Genomic DNA, 21,594 nt, shown 5'->3' with positions numbered 1-21,594 from the left:
ATCAATTATAAGAACGAGAAACCGTTGAACCACTTAAAATATGCGTTGGCTTCTTAATAGCACAACGGGTTAACTATATGGAAATTACGCAATATTCTATGGAAGCCATAATATCAACAGAGCTTATATTTTTAAGGAGTTAAAGTTTTCAAGTAAATGAGCATACTTTAATAAGCACTTTTCCGCGTGGTTTCCCGAATTCGGCCTTATCGAAAGCTTCGGATGATTTCTCCAACGGGTATACATTCTCTATCACAGGCTTCAGTTGATTCTGCTCAATCAAGGCCTCAAGCTCATCATAATCTTGAGGTCTGCTACGCATGTTGGAGGACGTCATCTTCCTTCCAAAACGGATCCTGATCCAGGATGCCCGGAAGATCGTCCAGGGCATGTATAATGGTGAGGCATAAATTCCGTCCGGTTTAAGAAGGCGACGAATATCCTTGTTCGCCATCATTCCCCAGGCATCAAGAATGGCATCAAACTGAATTCCCGCACTGATCATATGATCCCCGCTGTACCCGGACACCTCATCTGCCCCCAGTTCTCTGGCCAGTTCACTGTTCCCCGCACTACAGGTGGCAGTTACATGAGCCCCCTTCGCTTTTGCTGCCTGAACCCCGAAATGTCCAACACCACCGGTGGCACCGTTCACAAGTACCCTGGTGCCTTTCTGTACGCCACATCTGCGCAGACCGTTAAGAGCCGTCAGTGCCGCTACGGGCAAAGATGCAGCCTTTTCAAAGGAGAGCCATTCAGGCATTGCCCGCAGGTCTTTTTGATGAACATTGGCGATCCCGGCAAGTGCACCGGGCTTCCCTGAAAAAGCAGGAATAGCCCCGTAAACGCGGTCGCCGGCTTTAAACTCATTTATTCCCGGAGCAACTTCCTTTACAATACCCGCAAAGTCGGAACCGATGATCCTCGGGAATTTAGATCCCTGGATAAGCTTCAGAACTCCCTGCCTGATTTTCCAGTCTACCGGATTCACTGACACTGCCTTTACCTGGACCAGCACACTGTTCTTTTGAAGAACAGGATCGGGCATTTCTCCATATTGAAGTGATCCGGGTTGGCCGTACGATACAAGATATGATGCTTTCATAAGAGGGTAACGTTGTAGGAGGCAGTTTCATTACTCAGATAATATATAACTAATCTTTTAGTTGTTTAACTAATTAATTAGTTTACCTTTGAGAAAACTTCACTCCATGATAATAAAAATCAAGACTCTTAGTCTCTTTGCTCTTATTCTCCTCATTTCCATAAATGATTGTAAGGCTGCTGATTTGGTTTATGGTCCCTATAACGTGGGCTTTAAGAGCTATAAAACTTATGACGGGTCCAGGCCCTATATATTAGGTAAAGATACCATCTCCAGACCCCTGCTTATTCACTTCTGGTACCCCTCCAGGGAAAAGATCCAGGGCCATGCGTTAGATTTCAGCCATTACATAGATTTAATTGCACAAAGAGAAGACTTTGGTAAATCGACAGCAGAAATTGATATCCATAGCTTCAACTATGTACAAATCTATTCTGATTATGCAAAGAAAAATTTCAGTTTAGATACGGGCATTCGCACCCGGCAGATCCTGGATGCTCCTGTTTTTGCCAGAAGCGGGATACCATTGCAAACAAATGGCTCCGAATTCCCCCTGATCATTTATGCACCCTCAAACAGCAAGGCTTCAGTTCAAAACCATCTGATCTGTGAATATTTAGCCAGTCATGGGTTTATGACCCTCTCTGTAGCTTCAGCAGGGCCAAATTCCATACTGAGAGAGAACCTTACGGAAAGTGTCATGGCACAAGTGAGGGATATGGAGTATATACTGAAGTACTGCGAGGAGACTCTACATATAACATACACGAAGCTGGGCTTATTCGGATTTAGCAGCGGGGGGGTGGCAATCACGCTGTTTCAGATGAGGAATGAGGGTGTAGACGCCGTTCTTAGCATGGATGGATCACTGGAATACTCCTACTATGTTCCGGTCTATAAGTTGGAGGAATTTAAACTTGAGAAAACAAATGTGCCCTATTGCTCCATAGTAAATAACTATGAGAATTTTTCCATTTATCCCCTCTATCATTCCCTGCTTACCCGAGACAAATATATGTTTCGAATGCCCTATTTGAATCACAATGGCTTTATCTCTTACTGGAGATTCTTCGACTCGTGTTCTCCTGATTCAATGATCAGCCAGGTTGGAATAAGTTATGATTACCTGAGTGAATGTGCCCTTGGATTTTTTGACAAATATTTGAAGCCCGGCTCAACTCTGTTCAACAGCAACTATTTAAGTCAGCTGAACAACGAATACATCCAGGCTGTAGATTATGATTATTCGGACATAACCGCATTGTGCAATACACTATTGGATAATAATCTCGATTCCGCTACCCGCCTGGCGGATCATGCTAGCCTGTTTGATAAAGAGAAGCAGATAAATCTCCTGGCCAGAATGACCGGTGACAATCGAATCGACATATCTGAATGGTTATGTCTGAAAAATGTGGATCATCATCCGGATTCCTGGGAGGCACATTATGAACTGGGGCATATGTACTCTAGAAAAGGGGAGACTCAGCTGGCAAAGAAAGCATTACAAATAGCAAAGGAATTAAATCCTGAAAATGCCGACATTACGAATCTGCTGCATGAAGTATGCAAATTGGAATGAGCTTACTTCCAGCCATTCCAATACCTATTCCCACTCCGGAAACTGGGTGATATTCAGATCGAGTGAGTCTATCTTCTTCATATCGCTTTCATCCAGCTCAAAGTCAAAGATTTTCAGATTTTCTTCCATATGCGCTTTCTGAGAAGATCGCGGAATTGCAACCACGCCTCTCTGGTAGTGCCATCGGAGGCTTACCTGGGCATTTGTTTTACCGTACTTATTGCCTATTGCTGCCAGGACTTCGTTCGTAAAATGTCCATTCCGCCCCTGGGCTAAGGGAGACCAGGCTTCCATCTGAATCCCGTATTCTCTCAGAGCATCATTGGCCTTGTCCTGCTGGAAGAAGGCATGGGATTCGATCTGATTGACAGCCGGCCTGACTTTGGCATAGGACAGCAGTTCGTCAAGCTGATGGCTTTCAAAGTTACTTACACCGATGGCCTTGATTTTACCTTCCTGATAGAGATCCTCCATGGCCTTCCAGGAACCTTTTACATCTCCCCTGGGCCGGTGGATCAGATAAAGATCCAGATAGTCGAGCCCCAGTTTGTCCAGGGAGGTTTGAAAGGCTTTTTTTGCCTTTTCGTAACCCGAATCGTCCACCCAGACTTTCGAGGTTACAAACAAGGCATCACGGTTTATACCGCTTCTCCTGATTCCCGCACCCACGGCCTTTTCATTGCCATATACGGTAGCGGTATCGATAAGCCGGTAACCCAGAGAAATGGCATCGGAGACACAGCGTTCTCCGGGTTCATCATTCAGATATAAGGTCCCGAATCCAAGGATGGGCATTTTGATGCCGTTGTTCAGTGTGATGGCTTCCACGGAGCTGCCTGTCCGGCGTGAATTCACAGTCCCGGATAGCTCAGAAGCTCCAAATCCCATGAACATGGCACCTGCAGCAAATCTGGCAGTGCTTTGGATGAACTCCCGCCGTTTCATTCCTTCTGCTTCTGTTTTTCTTTTCATATGATCCCTGTTTTTTTATTTCACCTGCAAATTCTTCCTGCCTTGCCCCTGAAAATGAATAAAATGAGGCGAAAGCATGAAATAATAAAATTAGATAATTCTCGCTATTAAGTTGCTTTTTTAACAGAAAAGAGTAAGCACACTCTGATATCCGGCAGCGGTTTACCTGATCACACTGCCGAAGAACAGGGCGTTCGCAAATAATTTATGCGTTCCCAGCCATATACCCCTGAAATTCATATCCTCGTGATAACTGATCACTTTGCCCCTGCCCACGGAATGTACAGAAACGACCGGGGCTCCCTGGATCCGTTCCAGGTTTTCTTCCGAAACCCATCCGCTTACATAGGGCTGAGAGTCGAACCTTACCGGTTCGGAATACTTCACTCCGGACGGGTTCACCACAGCCCTTCCTCTTTTGAAAATGGCCAGATCCGGATCCAGGTAACCATAGCAAAGCGGATGGGTAAGATCCATGTTTGCCTTCAGGATGGCCCCACCAATACCCTGTATAACAGATTCTTTCTGACGCTCGTCATAAGCCAGATAGGCCATGGTATCTGCCGGGACCGGCTCTTTCAGGGAGGTATTCCCCAGGCCCTGAAGGGCAGCCCAGGAAGAAGCATCCTTACAGGCCAGCAGGGTCCCTCCATTCCGGACCCAGAGCGTCAGCTTCTCCAGGTCGTCCGGATCCCACTCCTGGTAGGTCCCCCCCGGCAATATCAGCGTATTGTAACGGTCCAGGTCCATAGAACTCAGCCGGTAGACTGGAGCACGTGTAACAGGCACTCTGTAGACCTGATCCAGCAGGTGCCATATTTCACCTGCCAGATAAACATTTGCACGGCCATCGGTAAACATCAGGATCTCCGGCTTCTCCAGGATGGAAAAGCTGCTGCTCCCCAGATCAATTCCCAGGGGTGAAAGCCCCGTCGAAAGCGAGTAAAAGTCAATGCCGGTCGAGGCTGCAATTTCTGAAATCAAAGCGAACAGCTCTTCCTCTCCATAATCCGTTTGATCAGTCCTGACCAGGATGGTTCCCCGGATAAAATCCTCCGGGACTCCTTCGATCCTGTAGGAAAACTCTTTGTGGGCGACCCTGGCTTGCAATCCGGCTTGCTGCAGTTTATAAAGGGCTTCCGGGGAAGTATATTCGTTCCATCGGAAGAGGTAGCCCAGCCTGCTTCTCCCTCCCAGTACCTTTCCTTTTCTTTTTTCAGCAAGCACGGGTTCCCCTGCCATCTGAAGCATACTACCCGATTCTATCCTCGTGAAGGGGATCCCCATGGCATGGGGGATGGTCCAGGTGGATATATCGTAGAAGGAGGTATCCTGAAAGGTGGTCACCTCTTCAAAGATGGAAGTCAAAAGCCGGTATTTTTCCTGTTCAGCCGGTACCACATAACTGTACCCCGCCTTAAACAGCCTGTGAACGTCAGTTATATCCCTTTCATTTTCATAAACCCTGATTTGATGACGGTTCAGAAACTCAATAAATTTCTGCGTTTTTACCCGGTCTGTCTCACTGCCGAACACATAGGCCTTCATATCGCTCTTTCTTCCCAGCTCGAGTGCTGTTATATAAAAGTCTCTCTGATATTCCAGCAGCTGGGTGCGCAGGTGCCTGGATGCTTCCAGCGTAGACAAAGAAACCGTGAACTGATTTTTAATGGCCTCGGCCAGGGTTTTCACTCCATGGGATGTTCCCCGCACTCTTCCTCTGAAAGCCGCCTGTTCAAAGAGGATCCCGATCCCTGCATTAATGTCGGGGTAAGTGGAACCCTTCCCAAAATAGTAGTCATCGAAACTCTCTTCCGAAAAATAATAAGAGCCTGTTTCATCCAGAAACGCGGCATGATATTCTCCAATCCTGCAAGTGAGTTCATGGTTTCCGGCAGGGGTGAGAGGATGGATCCTGCTGGGGATACCCGGTTGAAAAAAGAAGGTAAAGTCAGGGCCCGATTCGTGGTGGTCGGTAAGCACATTTGGTTTCCACTCGTGAAATTGCTCTACCCTTCCTCTGCTCTCCGGGTTTACCAGAAGCAGGTAGTCCCGGTTCAGGTCAAACCAGTAGTGGTTGGATCTTCCGCCAGGCCACCCCTCAAAAAACTGCCTCGAATTTCTGTCGCCCCGGTCCATGGCTCCCTGATTCATATTGGCCCAGGTACTGTGCCTGGTAAAACCATCGGGATTCAGACAGGGATCCACCAGAATAATGCTTGTTTCCAGCAGGCTATCCATCTTTTCGCCTTCAGCGGCAGCCAGGTAATAGGCCGTCAGAACAGACGCATTGGTCGCACTGGACTCATTCCCATGTACACCATAACCCAGGCTCACCACCAGAGGGACTTCATCAAGCGGAACGGAAAAAGCAGGATCGGAGTATCGAGCGTGCAAGACCTTCAACTCCTCCATTTTTTCCAGATTCTCCTCTGAGCTAAAGACCAGGTAGACCAGCGGCCTGTTTTCATAACTGCGGGCATACTCAAAGATGCCGGCCCGTTTCGAAACCCTGGCAATCTCCTTCATGTAACTCAGAACCTGGTCGTGGGTCAGATGCCATTGCCCCAGGAGCTGATCGAAATACTGATCCGGGGCAGGGATATCCTGCCTGTAGCTAACATCCCCGGGTAAAAAATAGTCCAGCTTTTCCTGGGCGCTGGAAGCGGATGTTATAAATACGAACAGGAGGATTGGGAATAGATTTTTCATGGAGATTTCAGTGAATTACTTGAACAAAGTTATTATTTCCGGTCATTTCCTGTCATTTTTTCGTACAAAAATGTCAAAATGTCATTTAAATCTGATTTTGTATGTTGTTAATGGCAAAGTAGTTACATCGGCATCCAGGGTTTCTGTCCCGGCTGATTCCGGAAAATATCTGAGACTCAATCATGTAACATTTTTTAACGCTTGGCGGTGTTGTTCTGGCACCTGATTTGACCAAAAATAAGCGTATGAAATAAAAATTTGTCGAACTAAAAAAATGGAGGATTCAGCCATGACACTTGCAAAATTATCGAACAACTGGTTCCCATCTTCTCCTTCACTATTTGATAAATTTTTTGATGGAGAACTCATGGATTGGAACAGGACAAACTTTTCAAGCACCAACTCTACGCTACCCGCTGTGAATGTCAAAGAGAATAATAATGAGTTTCAGATTGAAGTTGCAGCACCGGGTTTGGTAAAAGGGGATTTTAAGGTGCATTATGACAATGGAAGCCTGACTATCTCTTCGGAACATAAAGATGAAACGGAACAGAAGGAGGGAGAGAGAGTGACCAGGCGGGAATTCAGCTACCAGTCTTTCCAGCGTTCGTTCTCCGTCGCTGAAAATGCTGTGGATGCCAATAAGATCTCCGCAAACTACAAGGACGGAATCTTGTTTATCACCCTGCCAAAACGCGAGGAAATCAAACCGAAACCCGCCAGAGAGATCAAAATCTCCTAGGCTGGGGTAAATGGGCATGTCCAGGGGTAGCAGGCAGCTACCCCTGAACAAAACCAAACAAAAACGAGGAGGAATAGTTATGAAACGATTTGGATTGTTATTGCTGTCAGCGGTACTTGGAAGTTCGCTGACCATAGGAGCTTTTAAAATACTGGAGCCGGATAACAAACCCATGAGGATTGAGCATATTTCGGGGACTCCGGTAGTGGATGCAGCTTATACCATAAACAAGGAAGGGGAGATCGTCCCGCTTGACTTCACCGAGGTGGCAAAAAACGTGATGCCGGCGGTGGTGCACATTAAATCAACCCAGGTCCGGAATGCAGAATCCAGTCCGTACAGGGAGTACTCTGATCCTTACCAGGATTTTTTTGAGGATGATTTTTTCAGGCATTTCTTTGGCCCTCCTTACCGCTATGAGTCGCCCTCTCCGCAAAACCGTGGACCGCAGGCACGGGTTGGAAGTGGTTCAGGAGTCATAATCAGCGAAGATGGCTATATCGTTACCAACAACCATGTGATCAATCTCGCCGATGATATAGAAGTGACACTGGATGACAACCGGGTTTTCAAGGCAAAAGTTATAGGCAGTGATCCGTCCACAGACCTGGCCCTGTTACAGATTAAGGCCAGGAACCTGCCTTACCTGCCACTTACTAACTCGGATGATGTGGAAGTTGGAGAATGGGTGCTTGCTGTCGGAAATCCTTTCAATTTAAACTCCACGGTAACGGCCGGGATAGTAAGTGCCAAAGGGCGAAATATCAATATTCTGAATGACAGGAGTGCCATTGAGTCATTTATTCAGACCGACGCAGCCATAAATCCGGGTAACAGTGGCGGAGCGCTGGTCAATCTGCAGGGCGGACTGATCGGTATCAATACAGCCATTGCCAGTAACAACGGAGGTTATATGGGATATGGCTTTGCCGTTCCGGCAAATATCGTATCCAAGGTGATACACGACCTGCAACAATATGGCATGGTTCAGAGAGGGTACCTGGGCCTGCTGATAAGAAGCGTGGATGGAAATCTGGCCAGAGAAAAAGACCTGGATATGACCAAAGGGGTCTATGTGGACAGTATTGCGGACAACAGTGCCGCTGGTGAAGCTGGCATTAAAGCCGGGGACGTGATCCTGGAAGTGGATGAAACCCCGGTTAAAACAAGTTCCGAGCTCCTGGAAATAATTGCCAAACACTATCCGGGAGATAAAGTATCCCTGAAGGTGGATCGCAAGGGAAAGCAGTCCGAATACCTGGTAACCCTGAGAAACAAGGATGGCGATGAGAAAATAGCCGAAAGGGGGACTTCCGGTATCATGGATTTACTGGGAGTGGAACTGGAAGAGATCGATGCCGAAACCGCCAGAAAAATTGAGGCCAAAGGCGGATTGCGCGTTACCACGCTCAGCAATGGCAAGCTCAAAAGAGGCACCGACATAAAGGTTGGATTTATCATTACCAGGGTGGATGGAAAAGAGATCAACTCCGTGGACGAGTTTACCAGCTATCTGGAAAACCGGAGCGGAGGCATTCTCCTGGAAGGGGTATACGAGGATATACCTGGCGTATATTACTATGCTTTCGGATTATAATTAATAAGTAAGGAGTTAAGCGCTAATAACTAAGTTTAACTCCTTACTTCATCTTCTCCTCCGAAACCAGGACCCCGTTCTCATCAAACATCCTCCAGGTTCCGGTTTTCTTACCGTCTGCATATTGCATTTCAAAGCGGAGGGTTCCTTTATCGTCCCAGATAAACCACTCCCCGTGCTTGACATTATTCTTATAATTGGCAAGCCCAATCTTTACCCCGCTTTCATTCCAGGTACTCCAGGTACCATCCATCTTCCCGTTCTTGTAAGAACGGATTTCACTGAGTTGTCCTGCCTCATAATAGAGATTGACCACTCCGTCAACGATTCCTTTGTTCAGCGATAATTCAATCCTTTTGTTTCCGCCGGGATAAAACTCTATATAGGTTCCTGTATAAAGTTCGCTGTTTTCATTGTGGTATAAACCATCTTCATCAATAGTTACCTGAGCCGTGGATACAACACTGATAAATATGACCATACAAGCCAGTGACCAGCTTCTTATTTTCATAGTACGAAGTTAGGGAAATAGAGTTTAGCTACAAAGCATGAGCAGATTCCAGTTCAACCTTTAACCTCAGGTCGGCGGATGCTGTGGAAACACTTTTCAAAGTAAGGTCCTTGTAGGACACATAATCGATATCTATGTCATAGGTTCCCGGGGCAACATCTTCAATTTTAAAATTACCCTGAAGATCCGTATAGGTCTTCTTATCGCTGCCCTTGAGCTTCAAACATACACCTACCAGTGCTTCACCAGTCACGTGATCTGTGACAAAACCTTCAATTTGATTGGTTTTTGCCGGGGCTGAACTGTTTTCGGGCTCAGTGGCACCCATCTGAGTGATACTGAAAACCAAAGCCATTACAAATAATAATTTTTTCATTTTTTCTATTTTATTGTTGTTTTATTGCACGAATTTATATCCCACACCTTTAATGGTTTTGATATAATTATCACCTATTTTGCTGCGTATCTTCCGGATGTATACGTCCATGGTCCGCTCACCAACAATGGTGTCCGCCCCCCAGATATGATTGAAAATCTCATCCCTGCTAAATAATCGATTGGGCCTGGAAGCCATCAGGGAGAGAATTTCAAATTCTTTCCGTGGAAACTGAATTTCTCTGCGATTTTTAGTAACCGAATAATACTCCCTGTTAATAACCAGATCGTTCTCCAGACGGGTTTCCTCAGACAAAGGATATACGGAACCGTTTTTCATTTTCAGAAGAGATTTTGTCCGGGCAATCAGGACTTTCGGACTTATAGGTTTCACGACATAATCATCAGCTCCGGCTTCAAATCCTGCCAGCTGGGAATAATCTTCCCCCCTGGCTGTAAGCAGGGTAATAAGAGGATTGTAGGTCGCCACGTGGTTCCGGATCTCCCTGCAGGCCTCAATACCATCCAACACAGGCATCATAACATCCATCAGAATCACCTGGGGCTTATACTCTAAAGCCAGTTCAACCGCCGATTTTCCATTGTTTGCGGTTTTCACTTCAAAGCCCTCATTCTGAAAATTGAATTGCAAAAACTCGATGATATCGGCTTCATCATCAACGATTAATATTTTGCTGTTCTCGATCATGCTCCAAAAGTAAAATCCAATTGTTAGGAAACAGTTAAGATTTGATTACTTAAAGATTAAGTTGCAGTTAAAGGCCTTTACAGCACTTTTTTCAACTGGTCGTAACAGATTCTATATCATTACTTTATGTGTCACCGGGCGATTCACTCTCAGAACACGAAAACCTGGTATAGATTGGGGTAACTATAAGCTAACATTCCCTTAAGATTTGCCTTCTACTTTTGTTGCAGTTAAACCGAAATCCAATTTGAAAAAAATTACAAAATGAAAAAGTCACTGAATGTTCTTTTACTTCTGGCCCTTCTGTCCGTTTTTACCATTTCCTGTGATGAGAATACCGATCCGGAACCTGAGCCAGAGACCAAGGTTATGGTAAGCGCTAATATTAGCGAGGATACTACCTGGGAAACAGGTAAAACATACACACTGGGAGGAAGAATCGCTGTGTTATCCGGGGTTACCCTGACCATTGAACCTGGTGTAATTATTAAAGGCGAAGCCGGTACAGGACCCAATGCCACCGCATTACTTATTGCACGTGGAGCAACCCTGATGGCTGAAGGAACACCCACCGACCCCATTATTTTTACTTCGATTGCTGACGAAATCGAGCCTGGTGACATTTCCAGCCCAAACCTGGATCCCACACTGAACGGTTTATGGGGCGGAGTGATTGTACTCGGAAATGCTCCCATTTCTGCGGATGCTGCATCCGTTCAGATTGAGGGTATTCCACCCTCAGATCAAAATGGATTATTTGGCGGGACAGATGCATCAGATAATTCAGGTGTCCTGAAGTATATCTCCATCCGTCATGGCGGAGCCAACATTGGAGAAGGGAATGAAATCAACGGCCTTACCCTGGGTGGTGTTGGTTCAGAAACAGTCGTGGAGAACATCGAGATTGTTTCCAACCAGGACGACGGAATCGAATGGTTCGGAGGCGCTGTAAGTGTAAAGAATGTAGTTGTCTGGAATACCGGAGACGATGCCATTGATACTGACATGGCCTGGTCCGGTACCCTGGATAATTTTGTCATCATTAATCCCGGTGACGAGTGCTTCGAGCTTGACGGAGGCGAAGGTGATATTAACAATATGCACACCATCACCAATGGAACAGTCTATGCCGGTGCCGCAGAGGGTCTGGCCGATCTGGATGACAAAGGTGCAGCAGGAACCGTTGGGAACTCCTACTTAAATATGAACAACATTTACTTTACCCATGTGGTCTACGGACAGGATTTTGACGATAACCCTGCTGATCTGACCGCATCAGCCCTGGAACTGACCCTTCCCTCCGATACACTGGCAATAGCCGACTTCTTTATGAAAGGTACCGATGTATATGTCACAGAAGTGGACGCTGGAGCCAATACCGTGGGTGCGGATCTGTCACAACTTAACAGCTGGTCCTGGGCGGGAGTTTCAGGCGCCTTTTAAATGAGTAGTAGTTTTAGCTTAGATTCATAGAATACCAAAGCACGTAGCTGTTCCGGCTATGTGTTTTGGCATTTATAGACAATTCATATTAAACTTTAAAAATGCGACTAAAAATATTTCTTTTCCTTCTCTTGAGTGGCACCTGCTACCTGGCTTATGCACAACCAGGGGATATCCGGGGAATTGTATTTGATGGAGAAACAGGGGAGTATTTGCCAGGGGTAACTATATTCGCTGAAGGGACCACAAGCGGCACCATCACGGACCTGGATGGAAAATTCAATTTAAAAGTTGCCGGGGGGACCTACAACTTAAGGATCTCTTTTATTTCATATGAAATTTTGCAGCTTACCGGGGTGGAAGTCCGGGCCGGGGAAGTGACCAGCCTGGGAGAAATCAGGCTGGAAGAAGCCAGCATCTCCCTCCAGGAAGTGACCATCACTGCCAAGGCCATAAGAAATACGGAAACCGCTTTGGTCTCCATCAAGCATAAATCCCCAAACGTTCTGGATGGTATTTCAGAGGGAAGCATAAAAAGAATCGGAGAGTCGGATGCCGCCGGGGCCATGAAACGTATTACCGGAGTTTCCGTTTCAGACGGGAAATATGTTTTTGTGCGGGGATTGGGTGACCGCTATACCAAATCATTATTGAACGGGATGGACATCCCAGGGCTCGATCCTGACAGAAATACCACGCAGATGGATATTTTTCCCACTGCGGTTATCAACAATATTATCGTTCACAAAACATTCAGTGCGGATCTGCCTGCAGATTTTACGGGTGGGGCGATTGATATAGAATTAAAAGACTTCCCCGAAACAAAACATGCCAGTGTTTCCCTGGGCATCGCTTATAACCCGAATGCGCACTTTAACAAGGAATTTCTAAGCTACGAAGGAGGGAAAACGGACTTTCTTGGCTTCGATGACGGAACCAGGGCCATTCCCGCTATCGAAAACATCCCTCAGTTTGCTCAGGCGGTCGGCAATCCCGACGGAGAAACCGGCCAGAGGTATCAGGAGATCCTTGGAAGTTTTAATCCGAACATGGAAGCCATGCAGCAGATGAGCCTTGCCGATCTGAGTTTGGGAATCAGTTACGGGAATCAAAAACCCGGGGATACCCGAACCTTTGGTTACAATTTCGCTCTGGATTACAAAAACTCCACTGATTTTTATAAAAATGCTGAGTATGGGCGATACGGACTTTCAACACCCGACATTTATGAAATGGGACGCAGGGAGTTTCAGATTGGCGATTATGGAGTCAATAACGTGCTGCTTAGCGGACTGGCTTCCCTGGCACTCAAGACAAACAAATCCAAATACAGACTGAACCTGCTTCTCATTCAGAACGGGGAATCAAAAGCCGGGATCTTCGATTTTACTGGTTCCGATCAGGGATCGGATTTCAGGGCCTTTCAGCACGGTCTTGATTACAGTCAGCGAACCTTCGCCAATGTTTACCTCGACGGCAACCATACCAACCTGGATAAAGGACTTAAGATCAACTGGAAGCTGGCATCGACCTACTCAATACTTAAAGACCCGGATGTGCGTTTTACCCGCTACGAGATCAATGATGACGGCTCTTTCCGAATCGGTACCGAGGTTGGTTTTCCAGAAAGGATATGGAGAAATCTGGATGAAATCAGTACCTCCGGAGCCTTTAATCTGACCAGGAATTTTTCCTTCCTGCAAAATGTTTCCAAACTGAACTTTGGAATTCTGGCCACATACAAGTACAGGAATTACACCATCTATAATTATGCCATCAACCCCAGGGGAGGTTTCCCGCTGACGGGGGATCCCGACGAACTTTTCCTTGAAGAAAATCTCTGGCCCAGGGATGGACTGGTGGAAGTGGGGACTACCTATGAAACACCATTTATTCCCAATAATCCCAATAAGTATGACGCAAACTCTTTAAATACAGCCGGATATATTTCGACTGAACTGGCCCTGCTCTCAAATTTCAAAGCCATTCTTGGCCTCAGGCTGGAGAATTTCACCCAGCGCTACACCGGCTCCGATCAGCAGCGGGAAAATGTATTGAATAACGAAAAGGTCCTGGAGGACCTGGGCATATTCCCCTCCGTCAATCTCCTCTATCAGATCACGGACAGGCAAAACCTGAGAGCATCCTACACGCAAACCATTGCCAGACCCTCCTTTAAGGAATTATCCTATGCCGAAATCTATGATCCCATCAGCGGAATTACCTTTATTGGAGGTTTTCATCCCGACGGGGATGACCTGGAGGGGGTGGAATACTGGTCCGGGAACCTGGTCAGCACGGATATTCAAAACTTTGACCTGCGCTGGGAAAGGTTTGGAGGCGATGGACAGATGATCTCTATCAGCGGCTTCTACAAGCTCTTCCGGAATCCCATTGAAATTGTTCAATATACCAAGCAGGTGGGCGCTTTTCAACCCCGGAACGTGGGTGATGGCCGGGCCCTTGGTGCAGAATTCGAGCTACGGCAGAATATGGCTTTCATCTCCGAATCCCTTTCCGCATTGCGCATCAGTACCAACGTGACCTACAACAGTTCAAGCATTGCCATGAGTGAAACCGAATACCAGTCCAGGGTCGAAAATGCCAGAGTGGGAGAGGAAATCGAAGAGTACAGAGAAATGGCCAGTATGGCTCCTTATGTGCTTAATGGCGGACTCTATTATACCGGGGGACAAAAAAAGATCGCCCAGCGACTGGAAGGCGGATTCTATTACAATGTGCAGGGCTCTACCCTGACCTATGTGGGGGTGGCCGACAGGCCGGATATTTATACAAAACCCTATCACAACCTGAACTTTAATGCTTCCGTTAAACTGGGGAAAGAGCAAAAACTCGTCCTTGGCCTGAATCTCGTCAATATTCTGAATCAGAACATTGAATTCGTGTATAAATCCTACCAGGCCGCCGATCAGTACTTTGAGCGAAGATCCCCCGGGATACTGACAAAGCTAAAAATCAGCTACACTTTTTGATAAATCTGATATAAATAGCCGGGCTTCTCCCGGAGACCCTTCGGAAAGAGAGGGAAAAAAGCGTAATTTGGGGTCATGAACTCCTTTGATGAGCTGGCCCTGTCCAAATCCCTGTACCAGGCCCTGGAAGAACTGGCGATTACACATCCGACACCCATCCAGGCGGAGGCCTTCAAGGTAATACTGTCGGGAAAAGATGTGGTGGGGATCGCTCAAACCGGAACAGGCAAAACCTTTGCCTATTTGCTTCCCCTGCTCAGGGACCTGAAATTCTCCAGGGAAATTCATCCGCGCATACTCATCCTGGTTCCCACACGTGAACTGGTTTTACAGGTGGTGGAACAGGTCAGAAGCCTGACGAAACACAGCCCAACCAGAACGCTCGGAGTATACGGGGGAACCAATATGAATACCCAGGCTTTGAAAGTGTCCGAGGGCATGGATGTCCTGGTGGCCACACCCGGACGCCTGTACGACTTGCTTATCAAGGGGGCGCTCCGCTTAAAAGAGGTGAAAAGACTGGTTATTGACGAGGTCGACATCATGCTGGACCTCGGATTTCGGTATCAGCTGGAGAATATTTTCGACCTGCTCCCCGAGCGCCGGCAGAATCTGATGTTTTCGGCCACCATGACCGAAGAAGTGGATGCGCTTATCGATGACTTTTTTACCCTTCCGGTCCGGATCTCCATAGCGGTGAGCGGGACCCCCCTGGAAAATATCGGCCAGCAGGCCTGCCTGGTAAAGAACTTCTATACCAAGGCCAATTTGCTCATTCATCTGCTGAAGGACCGGGTTGCTTATAACAAAGTGCTGGTGTTTGTTTCCACGAAAAAGAGCGCGGACAGGCTCTTTGAGCTCCTGGAAGAACCTTTTGGATCCGAGGCCTGTGTGATCCATTCCAACAAATCTCAAAACTACCGGATCCGTTCGGTCCGTCAGTTCGATGAAGGGATCAACAGGATCCTGGTCACCACCGATGTGATGGCCCGGGGACTGGATCTGGAGAAGATTTCCCATGTGATCAGTTTTGACACTCCCGCGTATCCGGAAAACTACATGCACCGTATCGGCCGGACCGGCCGGGCTGAACAGCAGGGACATTCTCTGCTTTTCTATACCGAAAACGAGGTACCTTCGAAAGAGGCCATCGAGGCCCTGATGAACTATAGAATACCGGACATTGAATTTCCGGGGGAAGTGGCAGTCTCCGGAGAATTGACCCCCGAGGAGAGCCCGCGAAAAGCGGAGGTTCAGGTAAAACCCGATGCGGATATCAAAATCAAAGGCGGGGCCTTCCACGAAAAAAAGGAAAAAAACAGGAAGACCAACCAGGGAGGATCCTACCTGAGAAAAATGAAAAATTATAAGAAGCCGAAGACCAAAGGGGATAAAAATTTCAACCGGCGAAACAAAAAGAAATAAAAACCCGAGGATATGAATTCATCATCAGATCGTCGCGACTTCATCAAAAAAGCCGCTTTACTTACCGGGGCCATGGGAATGGCCGGCAGTTCCGCTTTTTCCGTTCCGAAAAACCCCGACAAAGGGAATCCGCTCCCCCGGTGGAAGGGGTTTAACCTGCTGGACTTTTTCTCGCCCAATCCCGGCAACTCAAGCCGTGGAAGCACGGAAGAGGACTTTAAATGGATGACCGACTGGGGCTTTGATTTTGTCAGGATCCCCATGGCCTATCCTTCCTACCTGAATATTGACCGGAGCAGGGATATCACTGCCGAGGAGGTGTACAGCATTAGCGAGAAGGCTGTCGAAAAGGTCGACCGCCTGGTTTATCTGGCCCATACATACAAGCTGCATGTAAGCCTCAACCTGCACCGGGCACCCGGTTACTGCATCAACGCCGGATTCCACGAGCCCTACAACCTCTGGAAGGACCGAGAGGCACAGGAAGCATTCTACTGGCACTGGAATATGTGGGCGGAAAGGTATAAGAACATCTCCCGGGAACTGATCAGCTTCGACCTGCTGAATGAACCGGCCATGATTGAAGACATGAACAATCAGCACTCATCGAAAACCTACGTACCCGGAAAGATCTATGCAAAAGTCATTGAAGAGGCAGCCACCGCCATCTGGAAACAAAATCCGGACCATCTGGTGATCGCGGACGGGAACCAGGTGGGGACCAAAATTATTCCGGAGATTACTCATCTGCCCATCGGACAGAGTTGCCGCGGATATTATCCCGGAATCATCTCACACTATAAAGCCCCCTGGGCCATGAAGGATATCGATCATCTGCCCCCCTTGAAATATCCGGGACAGGTGGGTGATGAGTATCTCTCCAGGGAGATGCTGGAAGAGTTTTATGAACCCTGGATCAAGCTGGTTCAATCGGGAACAGGGGTTCACTGCGGTGAATGCGGCTCCTACAACAAGACTCCTCATGACATCTTTCTGGCCTGGTTCGGGGATGTGGTGGATATCCTTTCATCCAACGGCATCGGATTCGCCCTGTGGAACTTCCGGGGCGACTTCGGCATCCTGGATTCCGGAAGGGAGGACGTGGATTACGAGGAATGGCATGCCCATAAGCTCGACCGTAAATTGCTGGATCTGATCAGAAAGGCCTGACCGGTTTCTTTCTGTCCTGAAAAGTGTTCCAGGGATATGCCATCAGGGACATCAGCAAAAAAACGAAAGCAAGAGCCGTTCTGTAAAAATGAAGCATGGTTTTTACTGTTAACCAGGTAAATAACTTGCAAACTTTATGCCATAACTTCCTTAAAACAGGGGTTTCCAGTCCCTCTTATAAAACAACAGGCGATGATCAGAAACTTGGAGAAGGATGTCCTTAAACAAATGAAAGGTATTGCACATGGCAGCTAAGATCGCGAGTCGCGCGTGGTCTTACCCCTGGCCAGAGAGGAAAAGAGTCCCCCGATGCAGAGAAACACAAAAACCATAAAGGTGGTTCTCATGCTGGAGATGAATGGAATGGAGAATTCAGCAGAAAGGGGATTGTTCCCGATAAACACCTGAAGGATCAGGGTGGCGATCCCCATGCTCATCATCTGACCCGTCAGTCTCATGGTCCCCACCGTAGCGGAGGCCACCCCCAGGTATTTCTTCTCCACGGAACTCATGATGGCATTGGTATTGGGCGAGGAGAACATGCCAAAGCCAAAGCCGACAATGGCCAGGATCACCACCAGATAGGAAATAGAGGAGTTTTCTGAAAGAAATGTAAGCATAATGAGCCCTCCGGCGATAATCCCCATGCCGGCCGACGCCAGGATCCTCGGGTCATGACGGTCCGAAAGCCGGCCTGAAATGGAGGCGACGATCGCCATCATTACCGGCTGGGTGATCAGGATCATTCCGGCATCCCGGGGATTTAGACCCAGGACATACTGCAGATAAAGGCTGAGAAGAAAGGTGATGGCAAAAGTGGTGGCATAATTGATCAGTGCGGCCAGGTTTGAAAAGGCAAATAAGCGGTTGGAGGCAAAAAGCCGCAGGTTGAATATGGGAAATTTAACCTTCATTTCCAGGAATCCAAATCCAATCAGACCGGACAAGCCGGCTGCCGTAAGAATAATGGCTGGAATGCCAGGTAAGCGGGAAAATCCAAACATAAATGCCGACATGGAGAAAAGGTAGAGGACAGAACCCGCCAGGTCGAACTTCTCTCCATGAGCATCGGCCCACTCCTCTTTAATAAATTTCCAGGTGATCCAGATAACCAGCAGTTCAAAAGGGACCGTCACATAAAAGATCGTCTGCCATCCAAGGTACTGGGTGATTATACCGCCCAGGAAGGGGGCCAGGGAGAGCCCGATATAAACCGAAGTGACAGAGAGGCCAATCGCTTTGCCACGTTCCCTGGGCGGATAGACAGAAGTAATAATGGCCATGCCCGTTCCAAACACCATGGCACTGCCGATTCCCTGGATGGCCCTGAATAAGATCAGCATCGCCCCGGACAGCGAAAGTCCGCATAGTATCGAGCTAAGTGCAATGATGATGTTGCCAATAAAGAAAACCTGCTTTCTTCCCCGGATATCGGCCAGCTTTCCCAGCGGAACCAGGAAAACCGCCGAGGAAAGCAGGAAGGCCATGGATACCCAGCTCATGCCCACCGCTCCCAGGGAAAAATCTTCACTGATGGCCGGAAGTGCTATATTAATGGCAGCTCCCAGAAACGGATTGATAAAGGAAGTGATCAGGATGGAAAAAAGGATGAGCCTCCTAGAGTTCTTACTGCGTTCTGTCATCAACTATAAGGTATCGAAAGGAAGGTTAAATATAAAACTTAAACCTTAATTTAGGGCTATGAACAAGAAAGGGCCAGGCTCCTATTCCATTCTGGGGGTATTCATCCTTGCTGTAATTCTCAATCATCTGTTTGCCTATACTGGCCATTACGGGTACGACGACCTGCACTATGCAAAACTTTCGGCCGACCTGCTGAAAGGCAGCTTTCATGTGGAAGATCACTTTGCCTACAGATTGCCTGTGATACTGCTCACTTCCCTCTTTTACCTCTTGTTTGGCATCTCAGACTTCAGCAGTTCCCTGCCTGCCCTGTTGATCACTCTTTGCATTTTGCTTATTGTATTTAATATTCTCCGGGAGCACGGACCAGGGACCACCTTTATCGGGCTCTCCCTGACCACCTTTTCAAACTGGTTCCTCTTCTATTCCGATAAACTGATGCCCGATATCTATGTCGCCCTGACCCTTATCTGGGCACTGGCTCTCCTCCATCGCTACAAGTATAAAAGCAATAAAAACAGGCCGGCACTCTTTGCCTTTCTATTTGCCCTGGCACTGCTCCTTGGCTTTATGGCCAAGGGTACTATTGTATTGGTGCTCCCCCTCTTAGCCTTCCTGATTATCACCGATATTATCAGGAAAAGAGATTTGAGCTTCTGGGGATACAGCCTGCTCAGCGGAGTGGTGCTGCTGGCACTCTATTTTTCCGCCATCTGGATATTTACGGGCAGTCCGCTGAAACGCTTTGAGGTCATCACCAGTAACAGCTACCTGAACATTTGCAGCTACGATCAGCAGTCGCTGAGGATCCTGTTAAAGAGGATCTTTACCGGCTTCTTCGCCCTGACTATTTACCAGTCGATGGCCACCTCCTTCATTTTTATTTTTGCTTTCCTGTTTCAACGAAAGGGGCTGAGATATTTCAGGCTGGATGACTCCTTCTCCTTTTTCCTGGTCTCGGCAGTGATCCTCCTCCTGTCGTCCAATTTCATGAGCATCTCCCTCAGCTCCTACTCTCCCATGTGCCTGGACCCCCGGCACTACCTTTTCCTGGTTCCCGTGGCAGCCATTCCTGCCTCCAGGATCCTCACCGCTTTTTTGAAAACCAAACAGGCCGGCCCTCAGATCCTTACGGTACTTTTTTGCATGACCCTCATCTCCTTTTTCCTCCGGGGAGACAGCTTCCGGACCCTTTATCTCCCCCTGACGGTCCTGTTTGGCTTCCACTATGTGACCGGGATTAAAAAACAGACCCGGGTCCTTTTTATCATCCTGTTTGCCATTGTTCTGCTCCTGGGTCCACTGGACATGGTCAGCTACGCTCGTCAGGTGCAGTACAGGACCCAGCGCGAGACCGTGAAGAGGCAGGTACTGGAAAACTACCCGGAGGCTACGGTGGTCACCGATGAAGTTCAAAAACGGCTGCTGGAGTACTACAACCAATTCAGGGACGATCCCTCCCGGAGCTTTCTGAGCTTTAAAGAAGTCCAGGCAGATACTTCCTCCGGCAATAAAATACTCCTGCTGCTAAACCGGCATACCAGGTATCTGTCGGGTATGGAGCTGAACGATCTGCCCTTTTATGCCCGGAATATCTCTTCCGGAAACAGGCTGGTCTATGAGCATAAAGAACTGGGTATAAAGATGTTTGATATGAGTAACTTAATCATCCCCGAAGAAACCGAAACGGCAGTTTTATCCACATTCAACGACTTCGAAAATCCGGTCCCTTTCTGGAATCAGAAGGAGTCCGATATCTCAGAACAAACCTCATATGCCGGAACAAAAGCAAACAGGCTTTCCGAATTCTCCGCCACCTTTGATTACCCGCTGGATTCCCTGGTAAGCGCCCATCCCGGGGACCTGCTCGTTCAGGTCAGACTGTTTTGCTTTTCGGAGGATCAAAGCAGTGCAAAGGTCATCGTGTCGCTGGAAAATAATTCCGGAAGCTATGTATGGGAAGCCCTTGAAATAAACAGGTATCTGAAAGCTTACTCCAACTGGTGGCCGGTATCTTTTGAGGTCCCCCTTAGCCGGACAGATATGAAAACAAACAGCCACCTGAAGGTCTACCTGTGGAATGCGGAAAAGCAGGAGGTCTGGATCGATAATTTTGGTATAAGGGTTTATGCCACTCCCGGTTGAAAACTTAAATAGTTGTTAATCCTTAAATTGTGGAATATTGCCGTAACCAAGGTGGCACAGTTTTCGTACATTTCCTTAGTGATTATTCACCAATTAACCATAAATTATCACTGTTATCCGACTAAATTCTCAAATCAGTAATTCTTCTTCTGTATAGCCCATATACCGGGCATTGTTTTTTCAAATCCCAAGGTGACCCCCCTCATTTTCTTCTTTAAATTCCAAAATCAATTGCAATTTATTTTTGGGAGATCCTCTGACGAGCTGATAGCTGCGATTAGTGCATCTGAGTAGTTCACTCACATCAAGCATACTGATCAGATGCATCCTCACGAGAGCTGCTACCACTGAAAATGCCTTCTTGGTCTGTGCTATTTTCTGGATGACCGTCAACAACAACTGGGCTATCAGTGTACACCAGACCTGGGTTCTGATGGCATTTTCGTTTTCTCCATAGAAGTAGTGCAAC

At 47.5% G+C, this 21,594-nt stretch carries 16 protein-coding genes; 8 read left to right on the top strand and 8 right to left on the bottom strand.

What is annotated here, in order from left to right:
- Window positions 1-148: 148 nt before the first annotated feature.
- Window positions 149-1,105, bottom strand: coding sequence for an NAD(P)-dependent alcohol dehydrogenase (locus P1P86_15630; GenBank protein ID MDF1576616.1), 957 nt, complete (start codon window positions 1,103-1,105; stop codon window positions 149-151).
- Window positions 1,106-1,211: 106 nt separating this feature from the next.
- Between P1P86_15630 and P1P86_15625 the strand changes: the two genes are divergently transcribed.
- A complete protein-coding gene (locus P1P86_15625) occupies window positions 1,212-2,687 on the top strand; it encodes a hypothetical protein (protein MDF1576615.1) in 1,476 nt (491 codons plus the stop codon).
- 24 nt (window positions 2,688-2,711) lie between these two features.
- Here the strand turns inward: P1P86_15625 and P1P86_15620 are convergent, their stop codons facing one another.
- Both P1P86_15620 and P1P86_15615 read right to left on the bottom strand, forming a co-directional pair.
- Window positions 2,712-3,659 carry an aldo/keto reductase gene (locus P1P86_15620; protein ID MDF1576614.1) on the bottom strand — a complete coding sequence of 316 codons (948 nt, stop codon included), beginning with the start codon at window positions 3,657-3,659 and terminating at the stop codon, window positions 2,712-2,714.
- Between the two features lie 162 nt (window positions 3,660-3,821).
- On the bottom strand, window positions 3,822-6,371 hold the full coding sequence (locus P1P86_15615; protein MDF1576613.1) for a M14 family zinc carboxypeptidase: 2,550 nt from the start codon (window positions 6,369-6,371) through the stop codon (window positions 3,822-3,824).
- 289 nt (window positions 6,372-6,660) lie between these two features.
- Here P1P86_15615 and P1P86_15610 point away from each other — a divergent pair, with 289 nt between their 5' ends.
- Entirely contained in the window at window positions 6,661-7,113 is a 453-nt protein-coding gene (locus P1P86_15610) for an Hsp20/alpha crystallin family protein (GenBank protein ID MDF1576612.1), read from the top strand.
- Between the two features lie 79 nt (window positions 7,114-7,192).
- The gene (locus P1P86_15605) at window positions 7,193-8,710 is read left to right on the top strand and encodes a Do family serine endopeptidase (GenBank protein MDF1576611.1); all 1,518 of its coding nucleotides are present in this window, start codon (window positions 7,193-7,195) and stop codon (window positions 8,708-8,710) included.
- A gap of 43 nt (window positions 8,711-8,753) precedes the next feature.
- On the opposite strand, the gene P1P86_15600 is transcribed toward P1P86_15605, so the two are convergent.
- Genes P1P86_15600 through P1P86_15590 form a run of 3 tightly spaced genes read right to left on the bottom strand, consistent with a single transcriptional unit; the run spans window position 8,754 to window position 10,305 of the window.
- Window positions 8,754-9,221, bottom strand: coding sequence for a toxin-antitoxin system YwqK family antitoxin (locus P1P86_15600; GenBank protein ID MDF1576610.1), 468 nt, complete (start codon window positions 9,219-9,221; stop codon window positions 8,754-8,756).
- A gap of 28 nt (window positions 9,222-9,249) precedes the next feature.
- Entirely contained in the window at window positions 9,250-9,597 is a 348-nt protein-coding gene (locus P1P86_15595) for a carboxypeptidase-like regulatory domain-containing protein (GenBank protein ID MDF1576609.1), read from the bottom strand.
- A 21-nt stretch (window positions 9,598-9,618) separates the two neighbouring features.
- Complete coding sequence (locus tag P1P86_15590; GenBank protein MDF1576608.1) at window positions 9,619-10,305, bottom strand: response regulator transcription factor; 687 nt, start codon at window positions 10,303-10,305, stop codon at window positions 9,619-9,621.
- 264 nt (window positions 10,306-10,569) lie between these two features.
- On the opposite strand from P1P86_15590, the gene P1P86_15585 reads away from it, so the two are divergent.
- The 4 genes from P1P86_15585 (at window position 10,570) to P1P86_15570 (ending at window position 17,336) form a co-directional block, all read left to right on the top strand.
- The gene (locus tag P1P86_15585) at window positions 10,570-11,748 is read left to right on the top strand and encodes a hypothetical protein (GenBank protein MDF1576607.1); all 1,179 of its coding nucleotides are present in this window, start codon (window positions 10,570-10,572) and stop codon (window positions 11,746-11,748) included.
- 101 nt (window positions 11,749-11,849) lie between these two features.
- The gene (locus tag P1P86_15580; protein MDF1576606.1) at window positions 11,850-14,741 is read left to right on the top strand and encodes a TonB-dependent receptor; all 2,892 of its coding nucleotides are present in this window, start codon (window positions 11,850-11,852) and stop codon (window positions 14,739-14,741) included.
- A 75-nt stretch (window positions 14,742-14,816) separates the two neighbouring features.
- A complete protein-coding gene (locus tag P1P86_15575) occupies window positions 14,817-16,166 on the top strand; it encodes a DEAD/DEAH box helicase (protein ID MDF1576605.1) in 1,350 nt (449 codons plus the stop codon).
- A gap of 12 nt (window positions 16,167-16,178) precedes the next feature.
- Complete coding sequence (locus P1P86_15570; GenBank protein MDF1576604.1) at window positions 16,179-17,336, top strand: cellulase family glycosylhydrolase; 1,158 nt, start codon at window positions 16,179-16,181, stop codon at window positions 17,334-17,336.
- 251 nt (window positions 17,337-17,587) lie between these two features.
- Here P1P86_15570 and P1P86_15565 read toward each other — a convergent pair whose 3' ends face one another.
- Entirely contained in the window at window positions 17,588-18,979 is a 1,392-nt protein-coding gene (locus P1P86_15565) for an MFS transporter (GenBank protein MDF1576603.1), read from the bottom strand.
- A gap of 58 nt (window positions 18,980-19,037) precedes the next feature.
- Here P1P86_15565 and P1P86_15560 point away from each other — a divergent pair, with 58 nt between their 5' ends.
- On the top strand, window positions 19,038-21,125 hold the full coding sequence (locus P1P86_15560; protein MDF1576602.1) for a glycosyltransferase family 39 protein: 2,088 nt from the start codon (window positions 19,038-19,040) through the stop codon (window positions 21,123-21,125).
- A 180-nt stretch (window positions 21,126-21,305) separates the two neighbouring features.
- Here P1P86_15560 and P1P86_15555 read toward each other — a convergent pair.
- A partial coding sequence (locus P1P86_15555) for a hypothetical protein (GenBank protein MDF1576601.1) occupies window positions 21,306-21,594 on the bottom strand: 289 nt, incomplete at its 5' end.

This window comes from Bacteroidales bacterium (assembly GCA_029210725.1).
Taxonomy (GTDB): Bacteria; Bacteroidota; Bacteroidia; order Bacteroidales.
This window is presented reverse-complemented; position numbering and strand designations above follow the sequence as displayed.

Excerpts from the sequence above, each read along its gene's own strand:
- P1P86_15595 (MDF1576609.1), bottom strand. The coding sequence starts at position 9,597 with ATGAAAAAATTATTATTTGTAATGGCTTTGGTTTTCAGTATCACTCAG.
- P1P86_15590 (MDF1576608.1), bottom strand. The coding sequence starts at position 10,305 with ATGATCGAGAACAGCAAAATATTAATCGTTGATGATGAAGCCGATATC.
- P1P86_15570 (MDF1576604.1), top strand. The coding sequence starts at position 16,179 with ATGAATTCATCATCAGATCGTCGCGACTTCATCAAAAAAGCCGCTTTA.
- P1P86_15615 (MDF1576613.1), bottom strand. The coding sequence starts at position 6,371 with ATGAAAAATCTATTCCCAATCCTCCTGTTCGTATTTATAACATCCGCT.
- P1P86_15605 (MDF1576611.1), top strand. The coding sequence starts at position 7,193 with ATGAAACGATTTGGATTGTTATTGCTGTCAGCGGTACTTGGAAGTTCG.
- P1P86_15600 (MDF1576610.1), bottom strand. The coding sequence starts at position 9,221 with ATGAAAATAAGAAGCTGGTCACTGGCTTGTATGGTCATATTTATCAGT.
- P1P86_15565 (MDF1576603.1), bottom strand. The coding sequence starts at position 18,979 with ATGACAGAACGCAGTAAGAACTCTAGGAGGCTCATCCTTTTTTCCATC.
- P1P86_15620 (MDF1576614.1), bottom strand. The coding sequence starts at position 3,659 with ATGAAAAGAAAAACAGAAGCAGAAGGAATGAAACGGCGGGAGTTCATC.
- P1P86_15575 (MDF1576605.1), top strand. The coding sequence starts at position 14,817 with ATGAACTCCTTTGATGAGCTGGCCCTGTCCAAATCCCTGTACCAGGCC.
- P1P86_15560 (MDF1576602.1), top strand. The coding sequence starts at position 19,038 with ATGAACAAGAAAGGGCCAGGCTCCTATTCCATTCTGGGGGTATTCATC.
- P1P86_15585 (MDF1576607.1), top strand. The coding sequence starts at position 10,570 with ATGAAAAAGTCACTGAATGTTCTTTTACTTCTGGCCCTTCTGTCCGTT.
- P1P86_15580 (MDF1576606.1), top strand. The coding sequence starts at position 11,850 with ATGCGACTAAAAATATTTCTTTTCCTTCTCTTGAGTGGCACCTGCTAC.
- P1P86_15630 (MDF1576616.1), bottom strand. The coding sequence starts at position 1,105 with ATGAAAGCATCATATCTTGTATCGTACGGCCAACCCGGATCACTTCAA.
- P1P86_15625 (MDF1576615.1), top strand. The coding sequence starts at position 1,212 with ATGATAATAAAAATCAAGACTCTTAGTCTCTTTGCTCTTATTCTCCTC.
- P1P86_15610 (MDF1576612.1), top strand. The coding sequence starts at position 6,661 with ATGACACTTGCAAAATTATCGAACAACTGGTTCCCATCTTCTCCTTCA.